Raw genomic sequence first — 23,141 nt, 5'->3', positions numbered from 1 at the left:
ATCGGATCGCCGGCCTGGGCGACCTGCCCAGATCCGGCGGCCCACGTTCGGTGAGCGACGAGCAGGTCGCCGCATTGGTGAAGCGGACGTTGGAGTCGACACCGAGGAACGCCACACACTGGTCGACGAGAGCGATGGCCAAAGAACTCGGTCTCTCCCAGTCGACCGTGTCGCGGATCTGGCGGGCTTTCGGTCTGCAGCTCCATCGCTCGCAGAACTTCAAGCTGTCGACGGACCCGTACTTCGTCGACAAGGCGCACGATGTCGTGGGCCTGTATCTGGACCCGCCCGAGCGGGCGTTGGTGTTCTGCGTTGATGAGAAGACGCAGATCCAGGCTTTGGACCGCTCGCAGCCGGTGTCGCCGATGATGCCCGGAATCCCGCAGCGGGTCACCCACGACTACGTCCGTGCCGGCACCACCACCCTCTTCGCGGCACTCGAGGTCGCCACCGGGAAAGTCATCGGATCCCTGCGCCGCCGGCACCGGACAGAGGAGTTCAATAAGTTCCTCATCAAGCTGGACCAAGAGATCCCGGCAGATCTGCAGGTACACCTGATCCTCGACAACTACGCCACCCACAAGACCCCGGCCATCAAGACCTGGCTGATCACCCACCCCCGCTTCCACCTGCACTTCACACCCACTGGATCGTCCTGGCTCAACCTCGTGGAGCGGTGGTTCGCCGAGCTCACGAACAAGCGGATACGACGAGGCGTCCACAAGAGCGTCCAAGCCCTCGAGAAGGAAATCCGCTCCTGGATCGCCACCTGGAACACGGACCCCAGACCCTACGTCTGGACCAAGACCGCGGACGAGATCCTCGAACGCCTCGCCAGTTATTTACACAGGATTCCTGACTCAGAAGACCAGATCGAGAACCTGTGCACCTCAACCGTCTTTTCCTTGCCGGCTACCGGCCCCGCGCAGCAAGCGCCCGCATCCGCACGACGAATCCTCTGACCACACCCGCACACGGTGCAACCGGGCCGGTCAGAGGCGAGGCCGGTTCAACAGCCGGGAGAGCACAATGGCACTTTCGGTCCGGTCGACAGGAGGAGTGGCGCGCACCCGTTGGATGGCCTGTTCCAGGTGGGGGATGTCTCGGGCGAGCATGTGGACGACTGCGTCGGCGGCACCGGAGACCGTGCAGGCTTCGACGACCTCGGGGATGTCCCACAGGGCCTGGCGCAGTTCGGCGGGGGTGGGGTTGCCGGTGCAGTAGACCTCGACGAACGCCTCGGTGTGCCAAGCCAGCGCCTGCGGATCCACAAGAGCGGTGAAACCGCTGATCGCTCCGGTGTCCACCAGGCGGTCGAGACGCCGTTTGGCGGCGGACGCGGACAACCCGGCAGCCTTGCCGATCTGGGCGTACGTGGCGCGGGCGTTGCGCAGAACACAACGGATGATTGCTCGGTCGATGGCGTCGATGACTTCACTCCAGACGTCCATGGATATGGCGGCGGCGCAACGATTGGCCACTGCCTCTTTGATTCTGCAAAAAAGTGGCACCATCTCGGAGAAAATTGCGATTGTTTGCGCCACCTGCCGAAACATAGTCTCCGTCTTGTCCTGATGTCACCTGCCGGGAGCAGTGTTGCGATGACAGCAAACGTGAGCGATGTCGAAGCTTCGGCATTGGCCGCAGTGGATGAAACGGCGATCGCTCAGATCCTGTTGGAGCTTCTCGCTGTTCCGAGCGTGACGGGGAGCGCGGCGGAGTCCGAGCTTCAGCACATCCTGGCCCGGCATCTGGAGCGGATGGACCTCGATGTCGACCTGTGGTCCATGAATCTGCCCGAGTTGCGTGCGCATCCCGGCTTTCCGGGGAGCGAGGCCCCGCGCACGGATGCATGGGGCCTGGTGGGCGGCACGCAGCACTCTGGCGACGGGCCGACCCTGATCCTGCAGGGTCACGTCGACGTCGTCCCTCCCGGAGACCCGGCTCAATGGCAGGAGGACCCCTTTCGCCCGCGAGTCACCGGGGACGTGGTGCACGCCCGAGGAGCGTGCGACATGAAGGCCGGGGTAGTGGCGATACTCGCTGCACTGGCAGCAGTACGCGAGGCGGGCGCAAAGCTACGTGGCCAGGTGTCCGCTCACTTCGTCGTCAGTGAAGAAGACGGAGGGCTCGGAGCGTTCGCCACCCTCGAACGCGGCCACACCGGTGACGCCTGCATCATCACCGAACCGACCAGTGGTGCGCTCATGACCGCGAACGCCGGCGCCCTCACGTTTCGGGTCGAGGTACCCGGCCGAGCCACTCATGGCAGCACCAGGTACGCCGGGGTGAGTGCCATCGACGCCTACCTGCATGTCCACCGCGCGCTCGCCCGTCTGGAAACCCTCCGCAACGTCGGCGCCGATCCGCTCATGTCCGAATACCCCATCCCCTACCCGCTGTCCGTCGGCACCGTCCAGGCCGGCGACTGGGCCAGCAGCGTGCCCGACCTGCTGGTGGCCGAGGGAAGACTGGGCGTCCGGCTCGGCGAAGACCCCGCGCAGGCACGCTCCGAACTGGAAGCCTGCGTGGCCGAGGCATGTGGGGCCGACCCGTGGTTGCGCTCCCACCCCGCCACGGTGACGTGGCCAGGCGGCCAGTTCGCCAGCGGCAGACTGCCGGCCGGACACCCGCTGGCAGCCTTGGTCGGCGACGCGCACGCCGACGCCACCAGCGGTCCGCGACCGGCTGAGCGCGGGGCCCCTTACGGCAGTGATCTGCGGCTGTACTCAGGGGCGAGTATCCCTACTCTGCAATACGGCCCCGGCGACGTACGCCTTGCACACGGCCCACAGGAACAGGTCCGCGTGAGCGAAGTTGTCACCGTCGCCCGGGCACTGGTGCTCGCGACACTGCGCACGGTCGGCACGAAGCAGTCCTCCCGCCTGGCCCCCGGCTGATCGCGCGCAAGCTCGGTGTCAGCACCCGCTGTGGACGCGCCCGATGAAGCGTTTCCGGGCGACCCGGCCAGCTGCACTGCATCGGCGGCAGCGGGCGGGCCCCACCGCGGGGCGGCACCACCGGACGTGATGTTCGCCCAGCCTTGTCACACACGCCAAATGCGGAGGCTCCCGTCGACGACGGCGAACGGGATCGGCATCCGGACGACCCACCGGCACGACCTTCTCCTCGAGTGCCGCCCAGTGAGTTCGCGGCAGCACCGGACGTCTACGGGTGAGCAGTCGCGACTCGGCCGCAGAAGGCACCTCGCCCGTCAAAATTCGAACCCCAGGCCTGCCGCGTCGAGGGTGCGTCCCTCTCTCGTCGATTCCTGCTCTGGGCAAGGTCTGTTCGAAGACAGAAGACCGACTCTGGTGATCGGCGCTTGCCCCCCCTGCCTCAGCCGGCGGGGCTGTTCTGGCGTCGGGCGAGGTGCGCCGGGGCGTGGACGTCCGACGGCAGGACGGGGTCCGGCTCCAGCGTTCCCCAGGTGGTATGGAGCGGGAGGACGCCGGCCCAGACCCCGAGCTCGGCGTCAGGTCCATCGCCGTCCTCCGGCGGCCCGGCTGCGACCTTGACGGATGCCTCGTCGAGGGAGAGCGCGAGCAGCGAAGTCGCCGCCAGCTCCTTGCGGCTGGGGCCGCGTGCATAGTCCCACTGGCCCGGGGTGACGTGCTCGGTGAGGCAGCGCAGGCCCGCGAGCTTCTCCTCTGGGTCGGTGACGACGCGCGGTATGCCGTAGACCATGGCGCTGCGGTAGTTCACGCCGTGCTCGAACACCGACCGGGCCAGGACGAGGCCGTCGACATGGGTGACGGTCAGGCACACCGTGCTCTGCGTGGCCTCCACCAGACTGCGGCTGGCCACCGAGCCGTGGAAGTACAACGTCTCGCCGTCCGTGCCGTACACCGTGGGCACGACCATCGTGCGGCCCTCCACCTGCACCCCGAGGTGGCACAGAAATCCGGCGGCGAGTACCGCGTCCAGCTCGGACCGGTCGGACCTTCCCTGCTCGCGCAGGCGGCGGTGCCGGGTCCGTTCGGTGGCGGACAGGGCCAGTCGGGGCAGCGGCTCGAACATGGCGCGAGAGTATCGAATTCGTCGCTGATCGCACAATGATCAGACCTAATCTCCTCTGGAGGAGTCAAAACGCCACGGATTTCGTTGCAAGCTATCACTGTGTTCGCACCGTCAGACCGCCGGCAGACGGATCGGTCCCAGCCCTGATCGTCTTCGGCCTGGACGACATCACGTGGGACCCGGGCCCCTTCGGGAGCCTCCCACGTCCGCGGGAGGTCTCGTCGACATGGAGGTGAAGACGTCGGGGCGCGCGTAGTGGCCGGTGGGGTCCAAGTCGAAGCAGGCGCGCGTGAGGTCGTCAAGGTCGAGTTCGGCTGTCAGGATCCCCTCGCCTCCGCACAGCGGGCCGGCGAGGACCTCGCCGAGCGGGGAACCGATGACGGAGCCACCGCCGATCAGGACGGTGTCGGGTGCGTCGCCTTGGACGGGCCGGATGCCGGCGGGCAGCGCGTCGTGAAGTCGGCCCCGCACTGGGCGCAGACGGGGCGCCGAGTGTTCCGCCGGAAGTCGTACTGCCCCACTCCCCCGCGCTCCGGCTCCGAGTGCTCCCGCGTGCGGGCCGCCGGGGCGACGGCGGCCGCGCCAGCCTGCTGCTTGCAGCCGTCCCACAGGTGAGGGTGGGAGCCCATCGTGGCTCCCCAGTCCGGGTGCCCGGGCCGGCTGGCGCTCGGCCGTCGGTGGCAGCGACTGCCAGGCGTGCGGGGCGGCTGCCGGGTACGGCAGCGTGACACCGCCATGATCGGAGGTGAGAAGAGAGGTGCTGATGAGCAGTGCGGTAGTTCCGCTGGCGATCGCTTTCCTGGGGATCGTCGGCACGCTCGCGTCAGGTCTCATGACCCAGCGGCTCGCCGAAAAGGCCAAAGCCAAAGAACTGGCTCATTCAGACCGACAGCACGCTGACGAACGCCAGTACGAGACCGAGCACGCGACGACAGAGGCCGTTCGAAACTGCTACGTCATACTCAACACGGCTTCCCTGGACTACCACGCCGAGCTAAACAACTTCTGGCACGGGCTGCGATTCGGCCGCGTCACGGACGACCTGAGGTCACGTCTGGACGATGCTCGGCGCGAGCATCGTGCGCGCTACTCCGAGGCGCAGATGCGGGTCCCGGACGACGTGCTTGCCACCGCCGACGACGTCCACCGCAGGCTCAACCGGATGTATGGGGTCCTGAAGCGCCTCGACGGCAAGATTCCGCCACACCGGGAGGACGAATCCCTGGAGCAGACCCGCCCTCAGATCGAGGGGATCTGGGAACAACTCGGCGAGATGCGCCACACCATACGACGAAGCATCGGCGTCCCTGTCAACGGCCCAATCGGGACTTGAGCTCCCGAAACAAGGTCTGCTTCCAGGCGGAGGTCAGGAGGGTCGGCAGGCCGAACAGTGCGGAGTGCGCCCCAGGCCTGCGGTGCAGCAAATCCGGCCGGCAGGACAAGCAGGGCCGGGGCTGGAGTAGTCGTCGTGGTCGTAGTCACGGCCGGTGCAGCAGCTGGTCGTCACCGTTGTTCATCCGTCCAGCCGCCATCGACACCGGTCTGGGATGTCGGTGTGCCCGCACTGCACAGAGGCCGGGCACACCGTGCTCAGTGTGCCTTCGGCCACGCGTCCAGGGGCCAGCGCCCCTCCCCCGCGCCGCGGCCAGCCCATCGCCACACCGGCTCTTCGGCCCCCTTCCAGGTCTCGTGGACTCCGGCTGGATGGGTGGGTTCCTCAACGAGGAGGCGTACCAGTGGGTGCAGCGGTAAACCTGATCGTTTACCCTTCCCCGGCGTCTCGCCGCTGGACTTCCTGCCGTATGCCGCGTCGGCAAGCCGCAGCCCGGAGGGTTCCGCCTCGGACTCACCCCCGGTCTGGCCCAAACTCGAAGGCGTCCAATCCATGCCCTGGGCCGTCGACCTCACGGAACAGGGCTACAACCCCGCCCGCCACATCAAAGGGCGGCGACGCCGTCCTCGACGACGGCGAGTAGACCGTGGCAGAGATCGAGGACGCCATCGAACGCGCCGACCGGGGAGCCTTCACCCGCCAGCCGCCCGAGATCCTCCAGGCCCGCATCAACTTCCTGATGTGGCAGCTCAAGACGAAGCCGTCGCTCAGGAGATTGAGGTCAGCCAGCGGTCGGTGGAGCGCTACCGCAGGGGCGAACGCAAGCACCCGGCCCAAGGCGATCGCGGACCGGATCGACGACGCTCTCCGGGCCCGCTGGCAGCCCCAGGTCCGCAAACGCCGGCGCAAGCAGGCCACCACCACACGCGGGATCACGGTGGAGACCCGCGCCCGGTTCGGCTACACCGCACCGGTCGGCACCACCGACCACAGACGCTTCCGCCGCCTCACCGTCCACCTCCCCCACCCCCCACCGGGCGACCGTGCCGTCCACGGGCTCTTTGTCCGTGTCGATGGTCCTGGGGTCGCGGTCCTCGTTGATGGCGGCTGCGAGTTCTTGCATCAGCGTGATCGTCCGATCCGACCGCAGCAGCATCGCCTTGCGGGCGCTGATGGTGCTGCGCCTGCTGGCGACGGGCCTCAGCAACGCCGAACTCGCGGACCGCCTGTTCCTGAGCTCGACGACGGTGACGACGCACGTGGGCCGCATCCTGTCGAACTCGATCTGCGGGACCGGGTGCAGGCAGTCGTCCTCGCCTACGAGACGGACCGCTCTCTCCGCAGGGGCCGGCCGGCACCGACTGATGTCGCCGGCCCCGGGTCGCCGGTCGCCGGTCGCCGGTCGCCGGTCGCCGGTCGCCGGTCGCCGGCAACAGCGTTGTACGGATCACTGGTTCACGGTCGGGTCCACTACCCTCAGGAATCTGTCAGCGTCGTCGGGTTGCGCCAGGCGGCCCAGCTCCAGCCACGAGCCGTCGCTGAAGTGGAGCCGGAACGTGGCGAATCCCCGGGGCTGACCGGCCTCGCCCACCACACGGACTTCGGAGACCGGGTATTCCGTGACGATCCGGAAGTCGTCCGCCTTCGTGGGCGACAGCCGGCGCCGAGGCGATGCGGCCACGCAGACGCGGTCGCGGGTCAGCATCACCAGGCGCTTCGGGTTGGGCGACTGTGAGTACCAGCCCAGGAGCAGCCGGCCCGCGGTCAGGTTCCAGTCTCCGTCGAAGACGCCGTTGGTCGGGTCCTCCGCGCGGCCAGTGCCCCCTGCCGACCCTTGTCCGTCAACAACCCTACGGTCGCGTGCTGTTGAGCGGCCACCCGGGCCCCGCCCCGACCGCGGCTCTGACCGCGTACCGCCTAGTCGGTCATCGAGTCTGTCGATCAGCATCATCGGAACGACCACGAAGAAGAACGCGACCGCGCCGACGTACAGCAGCCAGTGGTGCCCCGGCTTGAGCGGGCCCTTTCCCGCGGCGCGGTGGACGTCCGCGGGCGGCGTCGGGATTCCCTTGTGGATCTCGCACCAGACCACGGCCGTGGGGTCCTCCCCCAATATCGCCCGAACCCGCCGCTGAACCTTGCGCTTCGCCATGCGAGAGATCCTAGGAGGCCCTGATGCGGGCCCGGTTCACTCCACCGTGACCGTCCTGCTCTCGACGCCCGGGGTCCCCTTGTCCCACCAGTGGTGGTAGCGGCTGTACGGGGCCGGGTCCCTGTCCGCGATCAGGGCGGACAGCTTCCGCGCCTCCTCGGTCAGGCCGCGCCAGGCCGCCTTGTCGAGTTTATGGAACGCGGTCAGTTCCACGCCTTTGTCCGCCGCGCGCCACACCCCGGCGACCTGACCGTCGACGAGCAGGGTGGGCAGCACGTCGCCGTTGCGCCGGACGACGAGCGGTCGGTACTCCTGCGGCATCAGGCGCCCCGGGAGGGCGTGGGCCAGCAGCGTGCTGTCCCACATCGGCAGCAGCCTGGGCGGCGCGGGGGTGTCCTCGGCGGGCACGGTGGCGCCCGCCAGGTCGAAGAGTGCGGCGCGGGCCGGCCCGGGAACGCGCACCACTTGGTCGCGGAGATCGCTCAGCGCCTGGTTGATCACGGGCCGTCCCAGCAGGGTGAAGCGTGCGAAGTCCGGTGCCGACGCCGGTCCGAAGGCCCGCAGGTAGGAGAGCAGGAGCCGCCGTACGCCCGCCGCGGCGCCCTTCGCCTCGTCTGCCGGGTCGACGCCCGAGGCGAGATAGGTGTTCGGCAGCTTGAAGGACCACGGAGCGCCGGTCGGGGTGTGCTGGATCGGCGCGTACGTCCTCAGGGCCCACCACAGGCGGTCCGCGTGGCCGCCGAGGCTCGTTCTGAACTCGGCCTCGACGTCGGCTCCGGTGCGGGGGCGGGCCAGGAACTCGGCGAGCCGCGGAAGCAGCGTGTCGGCGTCCTCCTCGCTCAGCTCGGTCGAGGTGTAGCGGCGGTCGTACAGCCGTGACGCCCGCAGGCTCCGGACCATGGCGGCGTGATACGGCGCGTAGTCGTCGGCGTGGACGGCGTGCAGGGTGGTCCGCATGAGGGTCGCCTTCACGATCCGGCGGTCCGTGAAGGCCGCGTCGAGATCCTCGGGCACGAAGCCCTCCACGCGGCTCCACAGAGCCAGGTAGGGCGAAGCGGGCGCCTGCGCCTGAACGGCGCAGACCTGGCGGACCGCCTCCGCCACGTCGAGGCGCCTGCGCTCCAGGAGGAGCTGCCGGTCCAGGGTCGCCAGGGTGAGCTGCCGTTCGGTGAGGGTCACGGCCGGATTATCCCGCCCGCTCGGCGTCGACGGCACCGCATATCCTTGCCGGAGGGTGTGCCATGAGCGATCCGCTCTGGTACGACGACACCGCGTACGAGCACGCGGTCGAGCATTCCACGGCGGGTGACACAGGCCGGATGGACGGCGATTCTGGGCGTGTCAGGACTGCTGGGCGTGGCCGCGACCGCCGGGTGCTGTCATCTGCGTGGCGTTGCCGCCGCCATGATCCACGTCGTCATGACGGCCGCACGCCAGGGCCCCGCGTTCGTCGCCGATCCCGGTGGTGAAGCGTGGCGCGCCCTGGCAAGCGCCGCCGACGCGTCGTGCGGAGCATCGCGTGAACCCGTGGAAGGGTCGCCCACCAACCCTGATACTGCGTCAGGGTCCGCTCAGGGTCGAGGCGGGGCAGTCACCGATGGCGGTTGCCCGGTCGTAGGCAGCAGGCTGTGCTCATGTTGAACACGACGCCCGTTGACCGCCGTTTGTCACTCCCCCGCCGCGCCGCGCTCGCCCTCGCCGGGGCCGCTGCCCTGACGGGGCTGGTGGGGGCGTACACCCCGAGCTTCGCCGCCGCGGAACCGGGTCCCGCCACCCCGACGTCCGCCACCGACTTCAGCGACTGCCCCGCCCTTCCGGCCGGTGCCGAACCGGCTCTGTGGCGGTGCGAAGTCCACACCGCGGCACCCCGGTTGACGTTGGGGAAGGTCGAGGTGGCTCTCGCCCCGATCACCATGACGCACGCCGAGGGGCGGATGCCCGACGGCTCCAACGCGCAGGTCTGGGGCGCGATGCACAGCGTGCCCACCCCCGTTCCGGGCGGGCTCACCGGCACCGCCGCAGGTGATCCCCCACGACACCTCCGCCTGGCGATCGAACCGCAGTACGGGGGCCGATCCGACTTCTACACCGGGCAGTTCAGCCTGCGCTGGCGGCTGTCGAGCCCGCTGCTGCCGCACGGCTGCACCATAGGGGCGAGCACACCGGTCGACTTCCAGCTCAAGCGGTCGGGCCCCTCCAAGTGGGTCTCCCAGGATCCGCCGATCATCGAGTTCTCGGCCTACGACGACACCTTCAACGCCCCCGCCGCCGAACACTGCGGGCCCCTGGCAGGGCCCCTCAACCGCCGACTGGGGCTGCCGGCGCCGAGCGGCAACCTGATGACGTACGACGCCACCTACACGTTCCGGATGTACGACCAACTGCCCTCCGCGTAGTGCCAGAAGCCGACCACCTCGCGCCGAGGGGGCCACGGCCCCCTCAGCACGCTCGACGAGCCCTCACTCGGTGGTGTGAACTTGCCGGTCACACCCGTAGCGGCTGATCGGCTCGACGCGTTTGGAAAGTCGTGTCCCCTCTGGAATCCCCGCACGTCTCGCTCTGGCTGCTCAACCACTACAGCACCTTCACGCTGACCGTCGTCATCGTCGGCGGGACCGTCCTCCTCGCTGTCGGCGGCAGCGTGCTGTTGCGCCGCAGGTACCCCTCGGTGGCCCGCGGCGAACACAACGAGATGGTCGGCGTGACGCTCGGCATGTTCGGCGCGATCTACGGGATCATCCTCGCCTTCGTCATCGTCACTCTCTGGACCCAGCTGGAGGACACCCAGACCATCGTCGCCTCCGAGGCCACCGACGCGGCGCTCATCACCCGGGACGCCGCCGCGTTCCCGGCGCCGGTCCGTGCTCGGCTCGACGCCACGATGAACGGATACGTCCACGCCGTCGTCGAGGACCAGTGGCCCCGGATGCGTGCGGGAAACCCCAGCTACGGAGCCACGGAGACCCACCTCAGGTCCGCCTACGAGACACTCCAGCGATACGACCCCAAGAGCCAGAGCGAGCAAATCTTCTACGAGGAGGCCGTCAACCATCTCAACGACATCGCCTCCCAGCGCCGCGCCCGCATCACCATGGCACGCCAGGAACTCCCCCCGCTCCTACAGGTACTGGCCTTCGGCGGCGCACTCGTCCTCCTCCCGCTGACGTTCCTCTACGGCATGCGCAAGCTGAGAGTCCAGATCCTCTTCGTCGCCTCCGTCGCAGGACTCGTCGGTTTCAGCCTGCTCCTCGTCTTCGTCCTGGACCGCCCCTTCGCAGGCGAACTCAGCGTGACTCCGGCCCCGTTCAAAGAGGGAGCTCTGACCCAGTACTGGACCCAGTGAAACGACTGCGTGCGCAGGATGTGCTGAACAGCGCTCGCCGTCCGGGAAGTTCTGCAAATGGAGACCTCGGCGTTGCCTCAAACGGTGCCGTCCACGGCCTCGACGGGGCCGCCGACGCGGCGCGACGGCCCTGCGCGGGCCTGGGGCCGACCGTCGTCCCACAGGCCCGCACCGACAGATCCGAAGCCTCGCGAAATGGTCGCTGACCTGGCCCTTCAGGGAATTTCGCGTACCGTGACGAGCTCTGCCGGACAGCTCCTCAGGGGGTCTTCATGAGCCAGGAAGCCACCGGAACCGACACAGCTCGCCTTCGGGTCCTGGAAGGGTTCGACACGGTGCGCAAGCGGCCCGGTATGTGCGTCGGCTCGACCGGTGAACGCGGCCTGCATCACCTGGTGTTCGATGTCGTGGAACGCGCGGTCGACGAGGCTCCGGCCGGTCAGGGCGAACACATCGACGTCACCCGCACCGAAGACGGCGGTGTCCAGGTGGCCGAGTCCGGGCCGGACATTGCCGTGGAAGCGTCCGGTCACACCGACGGCCATGGCCTGGAAGACATGCTGACCCGCCTGCACACCTCCGCCCGGCCTTCGCGGCCGTCACACCATGGCCATGAGCCCGTTGCGCACCGAACCGTCCGTGGTCAACGCGCTGTCGAGCCGGTTGACGGTCGAGGTGCGCCGTGAAGGCGACGCTGGGTCCAGCAGTACACACGCAGCGTCGCTGTCTCCCCGCCCGCCGCGACAGGGGCGGCGACCGGAAGCGGGACCACCATCGCCTTCCGGCCCGACGCCGACATCTTCGAGACCACGCGGCCCTCGTTCGGTGACCTGGCGATCCGCTTCCGTGAAGCGGCCGCTCTGAACCGGGGCTTGAGTCCTTCGCTGACCGACGAGTGCGACCGGGACGAGCCGCGGTCCGCGTTGTTCCGGTGCCCGGACGAGGAGCGGGACCTGGTCTCCGCCCCCGGCATGGAGACACGGCCGCGCGTGCACCCGGACGTCATCGCCTTCGAGGAGGAGGACACCGGATGGCGGGCACAGTCGAAGTGTCCCTCCGGTGGTGCGACTCCCCCAGGGCAACGGTCCGGAAAACGGCAACGCCGCCTCGTGCCGTGTCGCGGAGAAGGCCGGGTACGGCGTGGAGGCCGCGTGCTGCCCGCCATGCCTCCCGCGTATCCCGAGGACGGCCATCTGCATCTGCACGGGTGCAGATGGCCGTCACCGTTCCGTCACAAGTAGTTGCCGCACGGAACCCTGCCGCTCTGCCGCCCTGTCTGCACTCACGTACCACGATCACGCGTACCGCGGGACAACAACCGACGACCGAAACCCGCGGACGAGACGACTCAGGGGGACGACAGCATGCGGCACAGCAACGGAATTCGCAGGGCGGCTCTGGCGACGGCGACGGTCACGGCCGTCGCGGCGGCGGTGACCGGCATCCTGCCCGGCACCGCCATGGCGGCGGGCACCACCCCCTCCACCCCGCCGCCCGCCTGCCCGGCCTCCGCCCTCCAGGTCAGCGCCCGGCAGGCCGTCCACCGGCCCGTCGGGACCGGGACCGGGGCGGCGGTCGTGCAGTTCACCAACGTCTCCCGAAGGACGTGCGTCCTGAAGGGCCATCCGACGCTCGCGGGCGCCGGCAACGGCTCCCCCGCCCACAGCGTCCCGCTCAAGGTCACCCGCACCGGCACAGCGGCCACCGTGACGGTCCGGCCGCACGGCAAGGCGTGGGTGAAGCTGACCTTCGTCCAGGTCCACGGGGAAGCCGACGGCTACTGCGTGTCGGGCAAGGACCCGGTGACGTATCCGACGATGGTCATCGGGCTGGCGCACTCCGGGAAGCACCAGGTCGCCCTGAACGACGGGGTGTGGGCCGAGTGCGACAACAAGGTGACCGTCACCCCGGTCTCGGCGGTCAAGCCTTCCTGACGCCACCGCCCCACAAATCGAGCAGCCCGCAGGACGATCGCAAAGCTCTGACCTGCACTTTTACTAGGCACTGCATATAAGTGCAGGTCAGAGGCTTGCAACTGCACTACGAGCGGCGCAGATGGGCGCCCGCGACATAACTACCACCCGGACACGACGCAGCAAGATCGCCCGCCCGAATACAGCCTGCACCCTGGGGAGGGACCCCTCCCCGCCCCCTCTGGCGCTCGGGAGGTGCTGCGGCCAAAGAATTTCGCCATCGGGCAGGCCGCGCTGTTCCAGCTCGACGACGAGCACGGACGTGTCCTCGCCGTCCAGTTGCTCTTCTTCGACGAACCGGATCACGTCGACGTAGTGCGCGGGGTTCAGCTGGGCCTGTTCGTCCAGCACATCAGGAGCCGGGCCGGGATCGGGCTGCCTTCGACGGTGTCGCGGCCGGCCATGGAGACTCCTTCGCCAGTCGCGTCCGTCTGGATCGGCGTTCGGCCACCATCCGGTTCTCGCGAGCGTCATCGAGGGTGATCTGCTGAGCGATCTGGTCGGCGTCGATCACATCCTCGCCTCGGTGCGGTAGATCTCCCACGACTTGATCGACACCCCCACTTCGGGGGGCCGTCCGCCGGCCCTCGATGACGACGCTCTGGCGGTGGCGCGCGACCGCCGCCGCTCTACCCCGCCGCAGTCCGTGACCGCCATCGCTCGCAGCCTCGGAGTAGGCCGGTCAACTCTGTACCGGGCCCTTGCCGAAGAGGACCAAGTCGCCGAGACATTGCGAGTTCACCCCGGCGGAATACATCGAGAGGCATCCGGCAAGATGCCGGTGGGACGGATACGGCGAGCCGATACGAACCACCCGCGAGACGAACTGCCCAAGTGTGGCCGGACCGCAGAGATGATCCATATGCGATGGGAGCGCCCGGCGGACCTCCAGCGGCTCGTTCAGCGGCCATTCGGTCACGCCTGACGTGAACGGACGATTGCTCGTTGGAGAGGCGCGGCGAGGTAGCTGGGGCAGGTGGATCCCCGGGCGTGCTGCGTCCAGGGTTCTCGCGCGGGCGATAACACCACCGTCACCCGAAGGAACCGGCGCGGCTCTCAGCATGGTGGGCAGCTTCTTGATGATCATGATCGATCGTGGAGGAGAACAGCACATGCGGGTTCACGACGGTACAGCGCGTCCGTATCGGGCGCTCTGAGTCTGCTCCTGGCCGCCTCGTTCACCGGGTCGGAGCAGGTCACAGGCGGCACCCGGGCGGTAGACGCCCCGAAGCAAGCAGCCGGGGCCGCGATGGAGACCTGTCAGGCCGAGGACTGCTCGTACTGCTGACCCGGCCTGGACACCGACAGCATCACTGTTGAACCCAAGCCGCTTGAGAAAGGCAAGCCTCTCGTCATCACGCTGCACGGGAACCTCAGGGACACCGTGCGCGATGGAGCCGAGGTTCGGTACACCCTGAGGGTCGGGGCTGACGCATGTGACTCTCGACCTCGCCAACGAACTCAAGGCGCACAACTCTCCGGTTCGACTACCTGTCGGACCGGGGCCGGTCTCACTGCCGATCCTCTACGACGACTCCTTCGCCGATGCCCGAGGGCGAACTTCCGGATCCACGCTGAGGCGTACAACGCGTCGGCAATGACCTGGCTTGGTGCGGGCCCACGTGGACGCCCTCCTCAGCCCCTGCGCTGCGGAGACCCCGCCGTGCCCATGCAGCTTCAGCGGGTAGGCACAGTGCGGAACGGTCATCCGAGCTGATTCGGCAGGTGAGGCGCGCCGAGCGTGCCGGGCCGGGACCTCGTCCTCGACCCGGCAGCCGGTTAGGTAGGAGGTGGGGCCCACCATGACCTGTCGTCCCAGGACCGTCGGCTCCCGTCGGGTGCCGCGCAGGACCGTGTTCTCCCTCACGATGCTGCCTTCGCCCAGTTCCACCGGCCCGCCCTCGGCGGTGAGCACCGCGCCGAACAGCACCCGACACTCGGCCCCACGCGCACCTCTCCGCACAGCGTGGCATCGGAGCCACATAAGCCGTGGGGTGGACGGAGGGCGAACGGCCCTGATGGGTGATGGGCATGGCCGCGATCAGGCCGTCCTCTCGTGTACCTGCGGTTGTTCCCGGCGTCCGGTCATGAGGGTCGGGGAGCTGGTCAACTCGTCGACCAGCTGGACGAACTCGCTCCGTTGCCGGTCGGTCAGTGTGGCGTAGAGCGGCGCCTGAAGCTCGTCGGTGAGTTGCTCGGCACGCTGCCATCGAGGGATCAGGGGCGCGGCGACGGGACGCGACTCCTGCCAGCCGTAGCGGGTCGCCTGCTCGACGCCGAGGTTGACGACCATCGCCTCCCGGGCGCTCAGCCCGCTCAGGCGCACCGCCGCCAGATGGCAGGCGCCACGGTGTTCCCGCAGGACGTGGATGCGCTGCATCGCCGCGCCGACCGGGTCATCGGCGGGTACGGGCTGCGCGCGCCAGCCGGCGAACAGGGGCAGGCCGTCAGCATCGGCGGCGTCGATCAGCTGCTGAGCCAGGCGGTTGAAGTGCTCCACGTCGACATCGGCGGGGATGTGGGCGCATCCCCACGTCCGGACGGCCCCTGCGTAGCAGGCGGCGGCTTCCTCCGCCGGCATCACCGGCCGGCCGGCCCGCCAGCCGGTGGCAACGAGATCGGGGCCGAGGAAGCCCTGTACCGCCTGGACCACGGCGGCCGGTGCCTCGCCGAGCACTCCGAACCGGCCGCGGCAGTAGAAGCCGCGTCCCGGGGCGAAACCGGCGCGCAGGCCGATGGTGGCGGTCGCCTCGTCGGACATGAACTCGTCGCCGAAGTCGTGGACCGGCCTGGCCACGGCGGCGATGCAGTCGAAGATCTCCATGCGCAGAAGGTCGCTCACCCCTACTCGACAGGTCAAGGGGATGTTTTTTGATGAAACCCTTTAGCTAACCTATCGAGTCATGCTCGACATCCGCCGTCTGCACATGCTCAAGACCGTCGCCGCCCGCGGCTCCATCACCGCGGCCGCCCAGTCCCTGGCGCTGTCCGCGGGCGCCGTGTCCCAGCAGCTCGCCGCACTCAGACACGACGTCGGGGTTGATCTCCTGCGCCCCGACGGGCGGACCGTCGCACTCACGGAGGCGGGCCGCGTCCTCCTCGAACACACCGACCGGATCCTCGCCGCCGTGCAGGAGGCCGAGTGCGCGGTCGCGGCGGTCAAGGGCACGGTCGGCGCCACCGCCACGCTCGCCGCGCTGCCGTCGACAGTCGCCAGGATCGTGGCCCCCGCGCTGACTGCGCTGGGCGCGGACCAGCCGCAGCTCGCCGTGACCTGCCTCGTCACCGACCAGGCACAACTGCGGGAACTCACAATCGGCACCGTCGACGTGGTGCTGGGGCAGCGCTACCGCCACCTGCCGGAGACCACACCCAAGGGGATCGCGGTCTCGCCGCTGCTCGACGACCCACTGCTCGTCGTCACCGCCGACGTCGGAGCCGTCGACGGATCCGACGAACGGCCCGTCGGCCTGCGCGAACTGGCCACGCACCACCTCGTCGTGCCACCGGCGACGACAGACTGCGGACAGGCCATACTGCACGCCTGCCAGCAGGCCGGCTTCACACCCACGACCCGCTACGTCACCGCCGACATCGCCGCCCAGGTCGCCCTCGCCCGGTCCGGCCTCGCCACCGCGCTCGTCCCCCGGACGGCCATCGACCCGGGCACGCCCGGAATCCGTACGGCCCCCATCGAGGACCACCCGATCCAGCGCCTCCTGTTCGCCGCGACCCGCCACACCGAAACGACCAACCCGACGACCGCAGCCGTCATCGCGGCACTCCGCACAGCAGCGTGGCAGGACCGCACCATGCACCTCCCGCCGGCCTGAAATTCTCGCGACGCTACAGGTGTATTGATCACGAGCGTTGTTGACACTCGCCGGTGCTTGATCATGACGAAGACCTCCGGTGCGGTGGAGCTGTCTAGGAACACATCGCATCGGAGGTCATCGTGTCCCGCCGTAATGCCCGGCTGAGGTAGACAGGCTCCAGGGCGGACCCTACGGCCGGGCTGTCCCGTCCGGCACCGGCGTGGCCTGGTGGTAGTAGAGCCGGAACTCCCGGCGGCGTCGCGGCGCCAGATCGACGAACGACGGGCGTGCCGGTCCTCGATGCGGGTCTCGTACGTGAGGTGGACAATGCCGGGGGCGAGGAGTGTGCCCTCGAAGTGCTCTGCGGTGATGGGGGTGCTCTTCTCGAGGCCGCCGTGGAGCGTGGGCAGGGCCGCGATCATCTCCGCGTGAGTCCACCGCCGCCCGGAGGCGCCGACCTCGATGAATTCAGGGTCGAAGAGGGCTTCGGCGAGGGGGCCGGAGAGGCGGACGGAGGGGTCGTGAAGGCGACGCTCCCGGATAGTCGCCTCGGTGACGTCCGGATGCTGCGGGAGCGCTTCGGGTGCTTGCTGGTCGTTCTGGATCATGGCGACATGATGCCCGGTTGCAGCTGGCGGGCCCTCGGCAGCAGCGGTCTCCAGCGGCGACGGGCCCTGGCACTGCCTGATAGTTGATCTTGTGGTGGGTCGTGGTGAGCTGACGGATGCGGCGTGGGAGCGGATAGCGCCGCAGTTGCCGGGTGTTGACGGGCGGGGTCGTCCGTGGCGGGATCACCGGCAGGCGATCAACGGGGTGCTGCGCGGTTGCGGACGGGTGCTCCGTGGCGTGACCTGCCGGAACGCTTCGGGCCATAGCAGACGGTCTGTCTATGAGCGGTTCGCCCGCTGGGAGGTCGACGGGACATGGGCGCGTCTGCTCGAGGAGGTCCAGGTCCACGACGACCCCGTCGTGGCCATGGAATGGACGGACTCGATCGACTCCGCAATCAACCGGGCCCACCAATACGCCGCCGGCGCCCGTAACCATTCAGCCCACCGACCTCGCGGCGGTCGGGCCAGCTGTTTCTCAACGACCGAAAGCCTCCGGTCGGCACACCCTTGACGTGCGCCCGGAGCCCGGCCCGGCTCCGGCTGGCGGACGGAGGAGATCTTCGAAGTGAACATCCGGCTGCTGTCCAACCCGCTCGTCCCCCGAGGACATCAAGGACTTGGACGCTGGACTTTCCCCGGCTGAGGCACAGTTCATCGACACGCGACGCCGAGCACGGTACGTCCACACCGGTGTTTTTGGCCCGCTCCCTCCGCGCCTCCGGGCGGTCCCCGGAGAGACACGCCCGCCCTGGTGTCGAGGCGGCCGTCGCCCGGCACGTCGCCGAACGCGCCCGTGCCGCATGCACAAGAGGTTGAGCCTCCTGAAACTCCGGCGGGTTACGTGCTCCCTGGTGTCCGAGCTGGGACCACAAGGTCTGGAAGAGAAGTGAGCTTGCCGTCTGCCGGGTGGGCTGTCCACGCAAGCCGGCGTTGTCAGCTTCGAGTTGGGCTTTGCGCGGGCTGAGAATCTGTATGTGGTCGGCGTAGGCGGCAAGGGTGGCGCGGTTCTCCCGCCGTTCGGCTGCGTGCTGGGAGCGTAGGGCGCGGTCGGCCCGTTCGAGACGGGATATCTGGTTGGCGAGGGTGTCGGTCTGCAGGCGGGGCGCGTCCGGGGCCTGGAGAAGTGTGGTGACGGTCTTCGCCAGGGGTGAGCGATAGTAGGTGTGGCTCTTGAGATGCCAGCCTCGGTGCACAGGGGCACCGACGGAACTCGCTAGCCAGGCACTTCGGCATCCCTGCGATGAGCGTTTCCCACGGTACTCAAGGTCTTTTCCCAATTCTCAGGTGTGGGCGCCTGAGCCGCCGAGCGCCGACCGAACACGAACCAACCAACCGCTCGGTCGAGGTCTGCACACAGCACCAGCGTGGTCTGCCGACGTTCCGTGGATTCACCGAACGGCCGGCTCGTACGCCACCGCGGCGGCCGGGACCCGCTTCGGTCGTAGCAAGCGGATCCCGGCCGTCAAGGTAGCGGTGGCGCTAAGGGCGGCGGTCGCGGCGAATCCATAGCGGGTGTCGCTTTGGTCGGTGATCGTAGCGACTATCAGCATGGCCATGATGGTGGCGGCCAGGCCGCTGCCGTTGGCCACGCCGAAGGCCCGGCCCGCCTGGTTCGCGTCCACCGACGCCATCAGCAGGTTGCGGGACGCGATCCGCGCCTGGCCGAAGATGAAGGCTGCGACCGGGACGAGCACCGCCAACCCAGCCACTCCGAACTGCGGTTGGAAGACGAACAAGACGTCGCAGACGAGGAAGGCGACCACCGCGATGCCCAGGTCGCGAAACCGGCGGCCGAGGATCCGGTAGGCGCTGGCTGCGAAGAGGAAACCGAGGCCGCCGAGCGCGTCGATGGCGCCGAAGGTTCCCGCGCCCCGGTGCAGTTCACCCAGGACGAGCACGGGCAGCAGTGCGTTGAATACGGTGACCACGACGCTGCCCTGGGCGAAGAGCAGGATGATCCCGCTCATCGACAAGCCTGCGGTGCGCACCGCCGGGATCGGAAGCACTCGGCCGGGGTCCGCAGCCGCAATGCTGGTGATCATCGGGGTCGGCCGACGGCCGACCCCGATGACGCAGATCGCCGAAACGGCAAAAGTGCCCACGTTGACGAGCAGCAGCGGTATCACCCCGAACGCCTGGACTGCCAAACCGCCGGCAGTCGCCGAGAGCAGCATCCCGGCCTGGGTCGCCGTCTCGTAGTGCGCGTTGAACGCCCGCAGCCGTTCCGGCCGGACTCGTTCCTTGATCAGCGCGGCGCTGGCCGGGAAGAAGAGCGCGCTGACAACCGCGAGGGCGAAGTTGGCCGCGTAGATTCCCGGGCCGGGTGCACCGCCCCCGGCGAGCCATAGCGGGAGCGCGAGCGCCGTGACGGCACTGGTGATATCGCTGCCGAACCATAGGGTCCTGCGGTCGAAGCGGTCGACGAGGCGGCCGAAGACAGGAGAGAGGAGAGCCTGGGGCGCGGCGACCGCGATGAACAGCCAGCCGACGGCCATCATCGTCCGGTCGGCTCTGACCACGATCAGAGCACCCGCGATCAGCTGCACGTTGTTGCCCAGGGCGGTGATGAAGGCGGCGGCGACGAGCAGTCGCTCGGTCCTGCTGGTGTGGTGATGGACAGCCATGACGGAAGTGAAGCGACTGTCTCCTGACAACATCTGTCAGGAGACATTGAGAGACTTCCGTCATGCGTGCGAGCCGTCTGCTGTCGATCGTCCTCCTGTTGCAGAACCGCGGCCGAATGACGGCGCAGGAATTGGCGGACGAACTGGAAGTCTCGGTCCGGACGGTCTACCGGGACATGGATTCGCTCAGTGCTGCGGGTATCCCCGTCTGCGGCGACCCGGGCCATGGTGGCGGTTTCGCGCTGCTCGACGGATACCGCACCCGGCTGACCGGCCTGCATAGCGACGAGGCCGACGCCCTGGCGCTGGCCGGGCTGCCGGGCCCGGCAGCGGAACTCGGACTGGGATCCGTGCTCGCGGCGGCCCAGCTGAAACTGGATGCAGCCCTGCCGCCGGCTCTGCGGGCGCGGTCCGCCCGAGTCCGTGAGCGTTTCCACCTCGACGCACCTGGCTGGTATCGCGACGCCGAGTCCCTACCCCATCTGCCCGCGGTAGCCGACGCCGTGTGGAATCAGCAGCCCCTGCGCATCCGCTACCGCCGCTGGGCCGAGCCCCGCGAGGTGGACCGGGACCTGAGCCCTCTCGGCATCGTGCTGAAAGGCGGTACCTGGTACCTCGTCGCCGCCGGCACGGCCGGCTCCGGCGGCATCCGCACCTACCGGGTGTCGCAGATCCAAGAACTGGCCCCGGGCACTGAACCGTTCGAAATGCCTGCCGACTTCGACCTGGCCGAATACTGGCAGGCCTCGCTCGCCGACTTCGACGCCCGCCGCTTCCGCGGACACGCCGTCGTCCGCCTCTCCCCGGAGACAATGCGCCGTTTGCCGGACCTCTTCGAATCAGCGGTGCTCGACGCCGTCGGGTCAAGCGCCCGACCGCCGGACACGCATGGCTGGATCGAGGCGTTCATCCCCATCGAATCGACCACGCACGCCCTGGGCGAGATCTTCCGGATCGGCTGGGGCGTCGAGGTACTCGCCCCACCTGAACTGCGCCAACTGGTCGCGCAGACCGCCGCAGGGATGCTCAGCCTCCACTCCCGCGAGTGAGATGCCCGCTGGGGCATAGGACTTGGAGAGCATGCTGCGTATCCCATGGTGCCGGCGTCCAAGGAACCTCAGAGTCTGGCAGGAGGCCAGGGACATCCTCGCTCGGCACCGCGCCATCCGCCGACCCAGGACTCGAACCAGACTGCGTCGAAGGCTTCAACGGCTTCGCTGAAGACTCCCTCCACCAGGCAATCCCCTCATCGTGATCACGATGAGGGTCTTTCGTCACTGCTCAGAACACCGATCCGTCGGTGCTCCGCACAAGGCGGTGATGGTGATGGTGCCGTCGTGTGCGGGGCGCCCGGACATGATCCGCTCGAAGGCGTGCACGATGGCCCGGTCGACGCCTGGCCGTACGGGAATGTCGACGGCTTCCGGTGCGTGCCGCAGGCGCAGCGCTGATGGGTCAGTCGCGGGCAGGGCCTTCGGATTCGGGTTGCAGTCTGCCGATCGTACGAAGGACCGGCATCTACCCGCTACCAAGGTAAGGAGCACTTCAGTTGACGAGTCAGCGCTTCAGTTGACGAGTCAGCGCTTGAGCTGGCGCGGGCTGAGCGTTCGATTGGTGGGCAGGGGAATTACAGGTGGCGCAAAACATCCGACATCACGGCGAGCGGCAGCGACGGGTTGGCGGCCGCCGCTTCCACCACCTGCCAGTCGGTGTCGGTGAGCAGTTCTACGATGACCGGCGCCGGGAGGGCCGGGTGGCGGGCGGCAATGGGCCTCGCCTGATTGTCGGCCAGGCAGGCGAGCAGCGCCGGGGCCGTCGCGTTGCGATGCCGGGCCACCTCGCGGAACGCTTTCTGTACCGATGGTTCGTGCCGGGCCAGGTCCTCCAGCAGCGCCGGAGTCGCGTCCGGGTTGGCTGCCACCTTGGCGACGACCCGGACTCCGTGCCGGTCGAGCATGGCGCGCAGTTGGGCTTCGGACAGGCCCGGGTGCGGCGCGATGGACTTGACCACTTTCGCGTCGGGATCGGCTGCCAGCGCGTCGCGTATCGCGGGCGGCAGATCGCGTCGTTGGGCCAGGAGCATCCGCGCGGCCGGGTTCGGCGACTGGGCCAGCTCCTTGACCTCGTCGGGGGAGGCGGCGGCGATCCGCGGCAACAGGGTGGCGCCGATCTTGGCAGCCCCGGCCAAGTGGGTGAGCACGTCGAGCGGCACGTGGGGGTTGTGGGCGAGCCTGCGCCGCACGTCGTGATCACGGTCGCTGGCCAGTACGCGGATCAGGACGTCGCCGATCGCTGGATTCTCGGCGAGGTCGGCTCGGACTCCGGGGTGGGGATCCGCAGCGAGCTGTCCGCACGCCTGCGACGGCAGATCGGGGCGGGCGGCGAGCGCCCAGCGCAGCAGCAGCGAAGGATGGTCCACGAAGTCGACGACGGCTTCGGTGGGTGTGGCCGGGTTCCGCAGTGCCATCTGCTGCATGTCGTGCAGGGTGGACTCGTGGGAACCGTCGCAGGAGGCGCCCGGCAGCAGATCGCAGTCGCGCTGCGGACCTTGCGAACCGTGTACGAAAGGGATCTCTTCCCGGTCGCAGACCAGGCACCACCGCGCCGGAGGCAGCCCCTCGCCGGTGAGCAGCGCCGCCAGTACGGCTGGGGGCGTCGCCTCGTTGGCCGCCACCGCCCGGCGGACCTCGGCATGCGGATGCCCCGCAAGCCTGGCGGCCACTTCCGGCGTCGTCCACAAGGCGAGCTCCGCCACGACCCGTACGTCCGAGTCCGCGGCGAGCGTCTCCACCACATCGGGCGGAAGGGCGGAGCAGGCGGCCAGCTTCTCCCGGCGCTCGACGACCGGATCTGCCGCGAGGAGACGCGCCCACTCCGGGCTGCCGGCACGCTCGCCGAGCAGAGCGAGCGCAACGCGTGGCTGTGCCACGGGATCGACGTCGGCGACAGTCAGCCGCCCCGCGTGCGCCAACCACACAGCGCTCTCCTCAACGCGTGAGGCCAGCTTGAGCGCCTGCGCATGACTGAGGTCCGCCCGATGAGCGAGGTCTGCGGCGATGTCGGCGTCCGCAACCGCGGTCAGCCGGTCGACCAGCGCGGACGGCAGGGCCGCATTGGCAGCGAGCCCACACAGGACAGGGTTCACAGGGGGCATCTTGCCTGGCCCGTGACCGAATGGCTTCTGAATTTCCTCGACGAGTCGTTTGGCGGCACCTCTGCACGTCCTGAGCGCGGCACTTGGCGAAACCCGCCAATTGAAGCGCTCAGTCG

The 23,141-nt window shown here is 68.8% G+C and carries 19 protein-coding genes and 5 pseudogenes; 13 read left to right on the top strand and 11 right to left on the bottom strand.

The window, feature by feature from the left end; translation table 11 throughout:
• Window positions 1-863 (top strand): annotated as a pseudogene (locus ACN6LD_RS28910) (IS630 family transposase); the annotation flags it as partial.
• 129 nt (window positions 864-992) lie between these two features.
• Here ACN6LD_RS28910 and ACN6LD_RS28905 read toward each other — a convergent pair.
• Window positions 993-1,544 (bottom strand): Lrp/AsnC family transcriptional regulator, encoded by a 552-nt coding sequence (locus tag ACN6LD_RS28905; protein ID WP_445044744.1) that lies wholly within the window; start codon window positions 1,542-1,544, stop codon window positions 993-995.
• Window positions 1,545-1,613: 69 nt separating this feature from the next.
• Between ACN6LD_RS28905 and ACN6LD_RS28900 the strand changes: the two genes are divergently transcribed.
• Window positions 1,614-2,900 (top strand): ArgE/DapE family deacylase, encoded by a 1,287-nt coding sequence (locus tag ACN6LD_RS28900; protein WP_445044743.1) that lies wholly within the window; start codon window positions 1,614-1,616, stop codon window positions 2,898-2,900.
• A gap of 439 nt (window positions 2,901-3,339) precedes the next feature.
• On the opposite strand, the gene ACN6LD_RS28895 is transcribed toward ACN6LD_RS28900, so the two are convergent.
• Both ACN6LD_RS28895 and ACN6LD_RS28890 read right to left on the bottom strand, forming a co-directional pair.
• A complete protein-coding gene (locus ACN6LD_RS28895; protein ID WP_319190061.1) occupies window positions 3,340-4,020 on the bottom strand; it encodes a pyridoxamine 5'-phosphate oxidase family protein in 681 nt (226 codons plus the stop codon).
• A 168-nt stretch (window positions 4,021-4,188) separates the two neighbouring features.
• Window positions 4,189-4,491: a hypothetical protein gene (locus ACN6LD_RS28890; protein ID WP_445044742.1), complete on the bottom strand. Its 303-nt coding sequence runs from the start codon at window positions 4,489-4,491 to the stop codon at window positions 4,189-4,191.
• Window positions 4,492-4,783: 292 nt separating this feature from the next.
• On the opposite strand from ACN6LD_RS28890, the gene ACN6LD_RS28885 reads away from it, so the two are divergent.
• From ACN6LD_RS28885 to ACN6LD_RS28870, 4 genes and pseudogenes are all read left to right on the top strand, one after another.
• Window positions 4,784-5,353, top strand: coding sequence for a hypothetical protein (locus tag ACN6LD_RS28885; protein WP_319190060.1), 570 nt, complete (start codon window positions 4,784-4,786; stop codon window positions 5,351-5,353).
• Between the two features lie 424 nt (window positions 5,354-5,777).
• Window positions 5,778-5,996 (top strand): annotated as a pseudogene (locus tag ACN6LD_RS28880) (telomere-associated protein Tap); the annotation flags it as partial.
• Window positions 5,997-5,999: 3 nt separating this feature from the next.
• Window positions 6,000-6,368, top strand: a pseudogene (gene tpg / locus ACN6LD_RS28875) (telomere-protecting terminal protein Tpg); the annotation flags it as partial.
• A 148-nt stretch (window positions 6,369-6,516) separates the two neighbouring features.
• A pseudogene (locus tag ACN6LD_RS28870) lies at window positions 6,517-6,680 on the top strand (response regulator transcription factor); the annotation flags it as partial.
• Between the two features lie 120 nt (window positions 6,681-6,800).
• Here the strand turns inward: ACN6LD_RS28870 and ACN6LD_RS28865 are convergent.
• Window positions 6,801-7,505, bottom strand: coding sequence for a hypothetical protein (locus tag ACN6LD_RS28865; RefSeq protein WP_445044741.1), 705 nt, complete (start codon window positions 7,503-7,505; stop codon window positions 6,801-6,803).
• Between the two features lie 36 nt (window positions 7,506-7,541).
• Window positions 7,542-8,684 carry a winged helix DNA-binding domain-containing protein gene (locus ACN6LD_RS28860; RefSeq protein ID WP_445044740.1) on the bottom strand — a complete coding sequence of 381 codons (1,143 nt, stop codon included), beginning with the start codon at window positions 8,682-8,684 and terminating at the stop codon, window positions 7,542-7,544.
• A gap of 455 nt (window positions 8,685-9,139) precedes the next feature.
• On the opposite strand from ACN6LD_RS28860, the gene ACN6LD_RS28855 reads away from it, so the two are divergent.
• The 4 genes from ACN6LD_RS28855 (at window position 9,140) to ACN6LD_RS28840 (ending at window position 12,782) form a co-directional block, all read left to right on the top strand.
• A complete protein-coding gene (locus ACN6LD_RS28855; protein WP_319190054.1) occupies window positions 9,140-9,901 on the top strand; it encodes a hypothetical protein in 762 nt (253 codons plus the stop codon).
• A 131-nt stretch (window positions 9,902-10,032) separates the two neighbouring features.
• Window positions 10,033-10,848 carry a bestrophin-like domain gene (locus ACN6LD_RS28850; RefSeq protein ID WP_319190052.1) on the top strand — a complete coding sequence of 272 codons (816 nt, stop codon included), beginning with the start codon at window positions 10,033-10,035 and terminating at the stop codon, window positions 10,846-10,848.
• A gap of 272 nt (window positions 10,849-11,120) precedes the next feature.
• Window positions 11,121-11,534, top strand: a complete 414-nt coding sequence (locus ACN6LD_RS28845; RefSeq protein ID WP_319190050.1) for a hypothetical protein — start codon at window positions 11,121-11,123, stop codon at window positions 11,532-11,534.
• A 678-nt stretch (window positions 11,535-12,212) separates the two neighbouring features.
• Entirely contained in the window at window positions 12,213-12,782 is a 570-nt protein-coding gene (locus ACN6LD_RS28840) for a DUF4232 domain-containing protein (RefSeq protein ID WP_445044739.1), read from the top strand.
• Window positions 12,783-12,869: 87 nt separating this feature from the next.
• Here the strand turns inward: ACN6LD_RS28840 and ACN6LD_RS28835 are convergent, their stop codons facing one another.
• The 3 genes from ACN6LD_RS28835 to ACN6LD_RS28825 all read right to left on the bottom strand — a co-directional run bounded on the left by ACN6LD_RS28835 (window position 12,870) and on the right by ACN6LD_RS28825 (window position 15,663).
• Window positions 12,870-13,172, bottom strand: a complete 303-nt coding sequence (locus tag ACN6LD_RS28835; protein WP_445044738.1) for a hypothetical protein — start codon at window positions 13,170-13,172, stop codon at window positions 12,870-12,872.
• 331 nt (window positions 13,173-13,503) lie between these two features.
• The gene (locus ACN6LD_RS28830) at window positions 13,504-13,908 is read right to left on the bottom strand and encodes a hypothetical protein (protein WP_445044749.1); all 405 of its coding nucleotides are present in this window, start codon (window positions 13,906-13,908) and stop codon (window positions 13,504-13,506) included.
• A 954-nt stretch (window positions 13,909-14,862) separates the two neighbouring features.
• Window positions 14,863-15,663: an SCO6745 family protein gene (locus ACN6LD_RS28825; protein WP_445044737.1), complete on the bottom strand. Its 801-nt coding sequence runs from the start codon at window positions 15,661-15,663 to the stop codon at window positions 14,863-14,865.
• 61 nt (window positions 15,664-15,724) lie between these two features.
• Here ACN6LD_RS28825 and ACN6LD_RS28820 point away from each other — a divergent pair, with 61 nt between their 5' ends.
• Window positions 15,725-16,654: a LysR substrate-binding domain-containing protein gene (locus ACN6LD_RS28820; protein WP_445044736.1), complete on the top strand. Its 930-nt coding sequence runs from the start codon at window positions 15,725-15,727 to the stop codon at window positions 16,652-16,654.
• Window positions 16,655-16,953: 299 nt separating this feature from the next.
• Here ACN6LD_RS28820 and ACN6LD_RS28815 read toward each other — a convergent pair.
• Window positions 16,954-17,244: pseudogene (locus tag ACN6LD_RS28815) on the bottom strand (DUF4440 domain-containing protein); the annotation flags it as partial.
• Window positions 17,245-17,335: 91 nt separating this feature from the next.
• Between ACN6LD_RS28815 and ACN6LD_RS28810 the strand changes: the two are divergent.
• A complete protein-coding gene (locus ACN6LD_RS28810) occupies window positions 17,336-17,758 on the top strand; it encodes a transposase (protein ID WP_445044735.1) in 423 nt (140 codons plus the stop codon).
• Between the two features lie 877 nt (window positions 17,759-18,635).
• Here the strand turns inward: ACN6LD_RS28810 and ACN6LD_RS28805 are convergent.
• Window positions 18,636-19,871: an MFS transporter gene (locus ACN6LD_RS28805; protein WP_445044734.1), complete on the bottom strand. Its 1,236-nt coding sequence runs from the start codon at window positions 19,869-19,871 to the stop codon at window positions 18,636-18,638.
• A 62-nt stretch (window positions 19,872-19,933) separates the two neighbouring features.
• On the opposite strand from ACN6LD_RS28805, the gene ACN6LD_RS28800 reads away from it, so the two are divergent.
• Window positions 19,934-20,920: a helix-turn-helix transcriptional regulator gene (locus ACN6LD_RS28800; RefSeq protein ID WP_445044733.1), complete on the top strand. Its 987-nt coding sequence runs from the start codon at window positions 19,934-19,936 to the stop codon at window positions 20,918-20,920.
• A gap of 578 nt (window positions 20,921-21,498) precedes the next feature.
• Here ACN6LD_RS28800 and ACN6LD_RS28795 read toward each other — a convergent pair.
• Window positions 21,499-23,016: a hypothetical protein gene (locus ACN6LD_RS28795; protein WP_445044732.1), complete on the bottom strand. Its 1,518-nt coding sequence runs from the start codon at window positions 23,014-23,016 to the stop codon at window positions 21,499-21,501.
• Window positions 23,017-23,141: the final 125 nt, after the last annotated feature.

Source organism: Streptomyces sp. SAS_272 (assembly GCF_052543235.1).
This window is presented reverse-complemented; position numbering and strand designations above follow the sequence as displayed.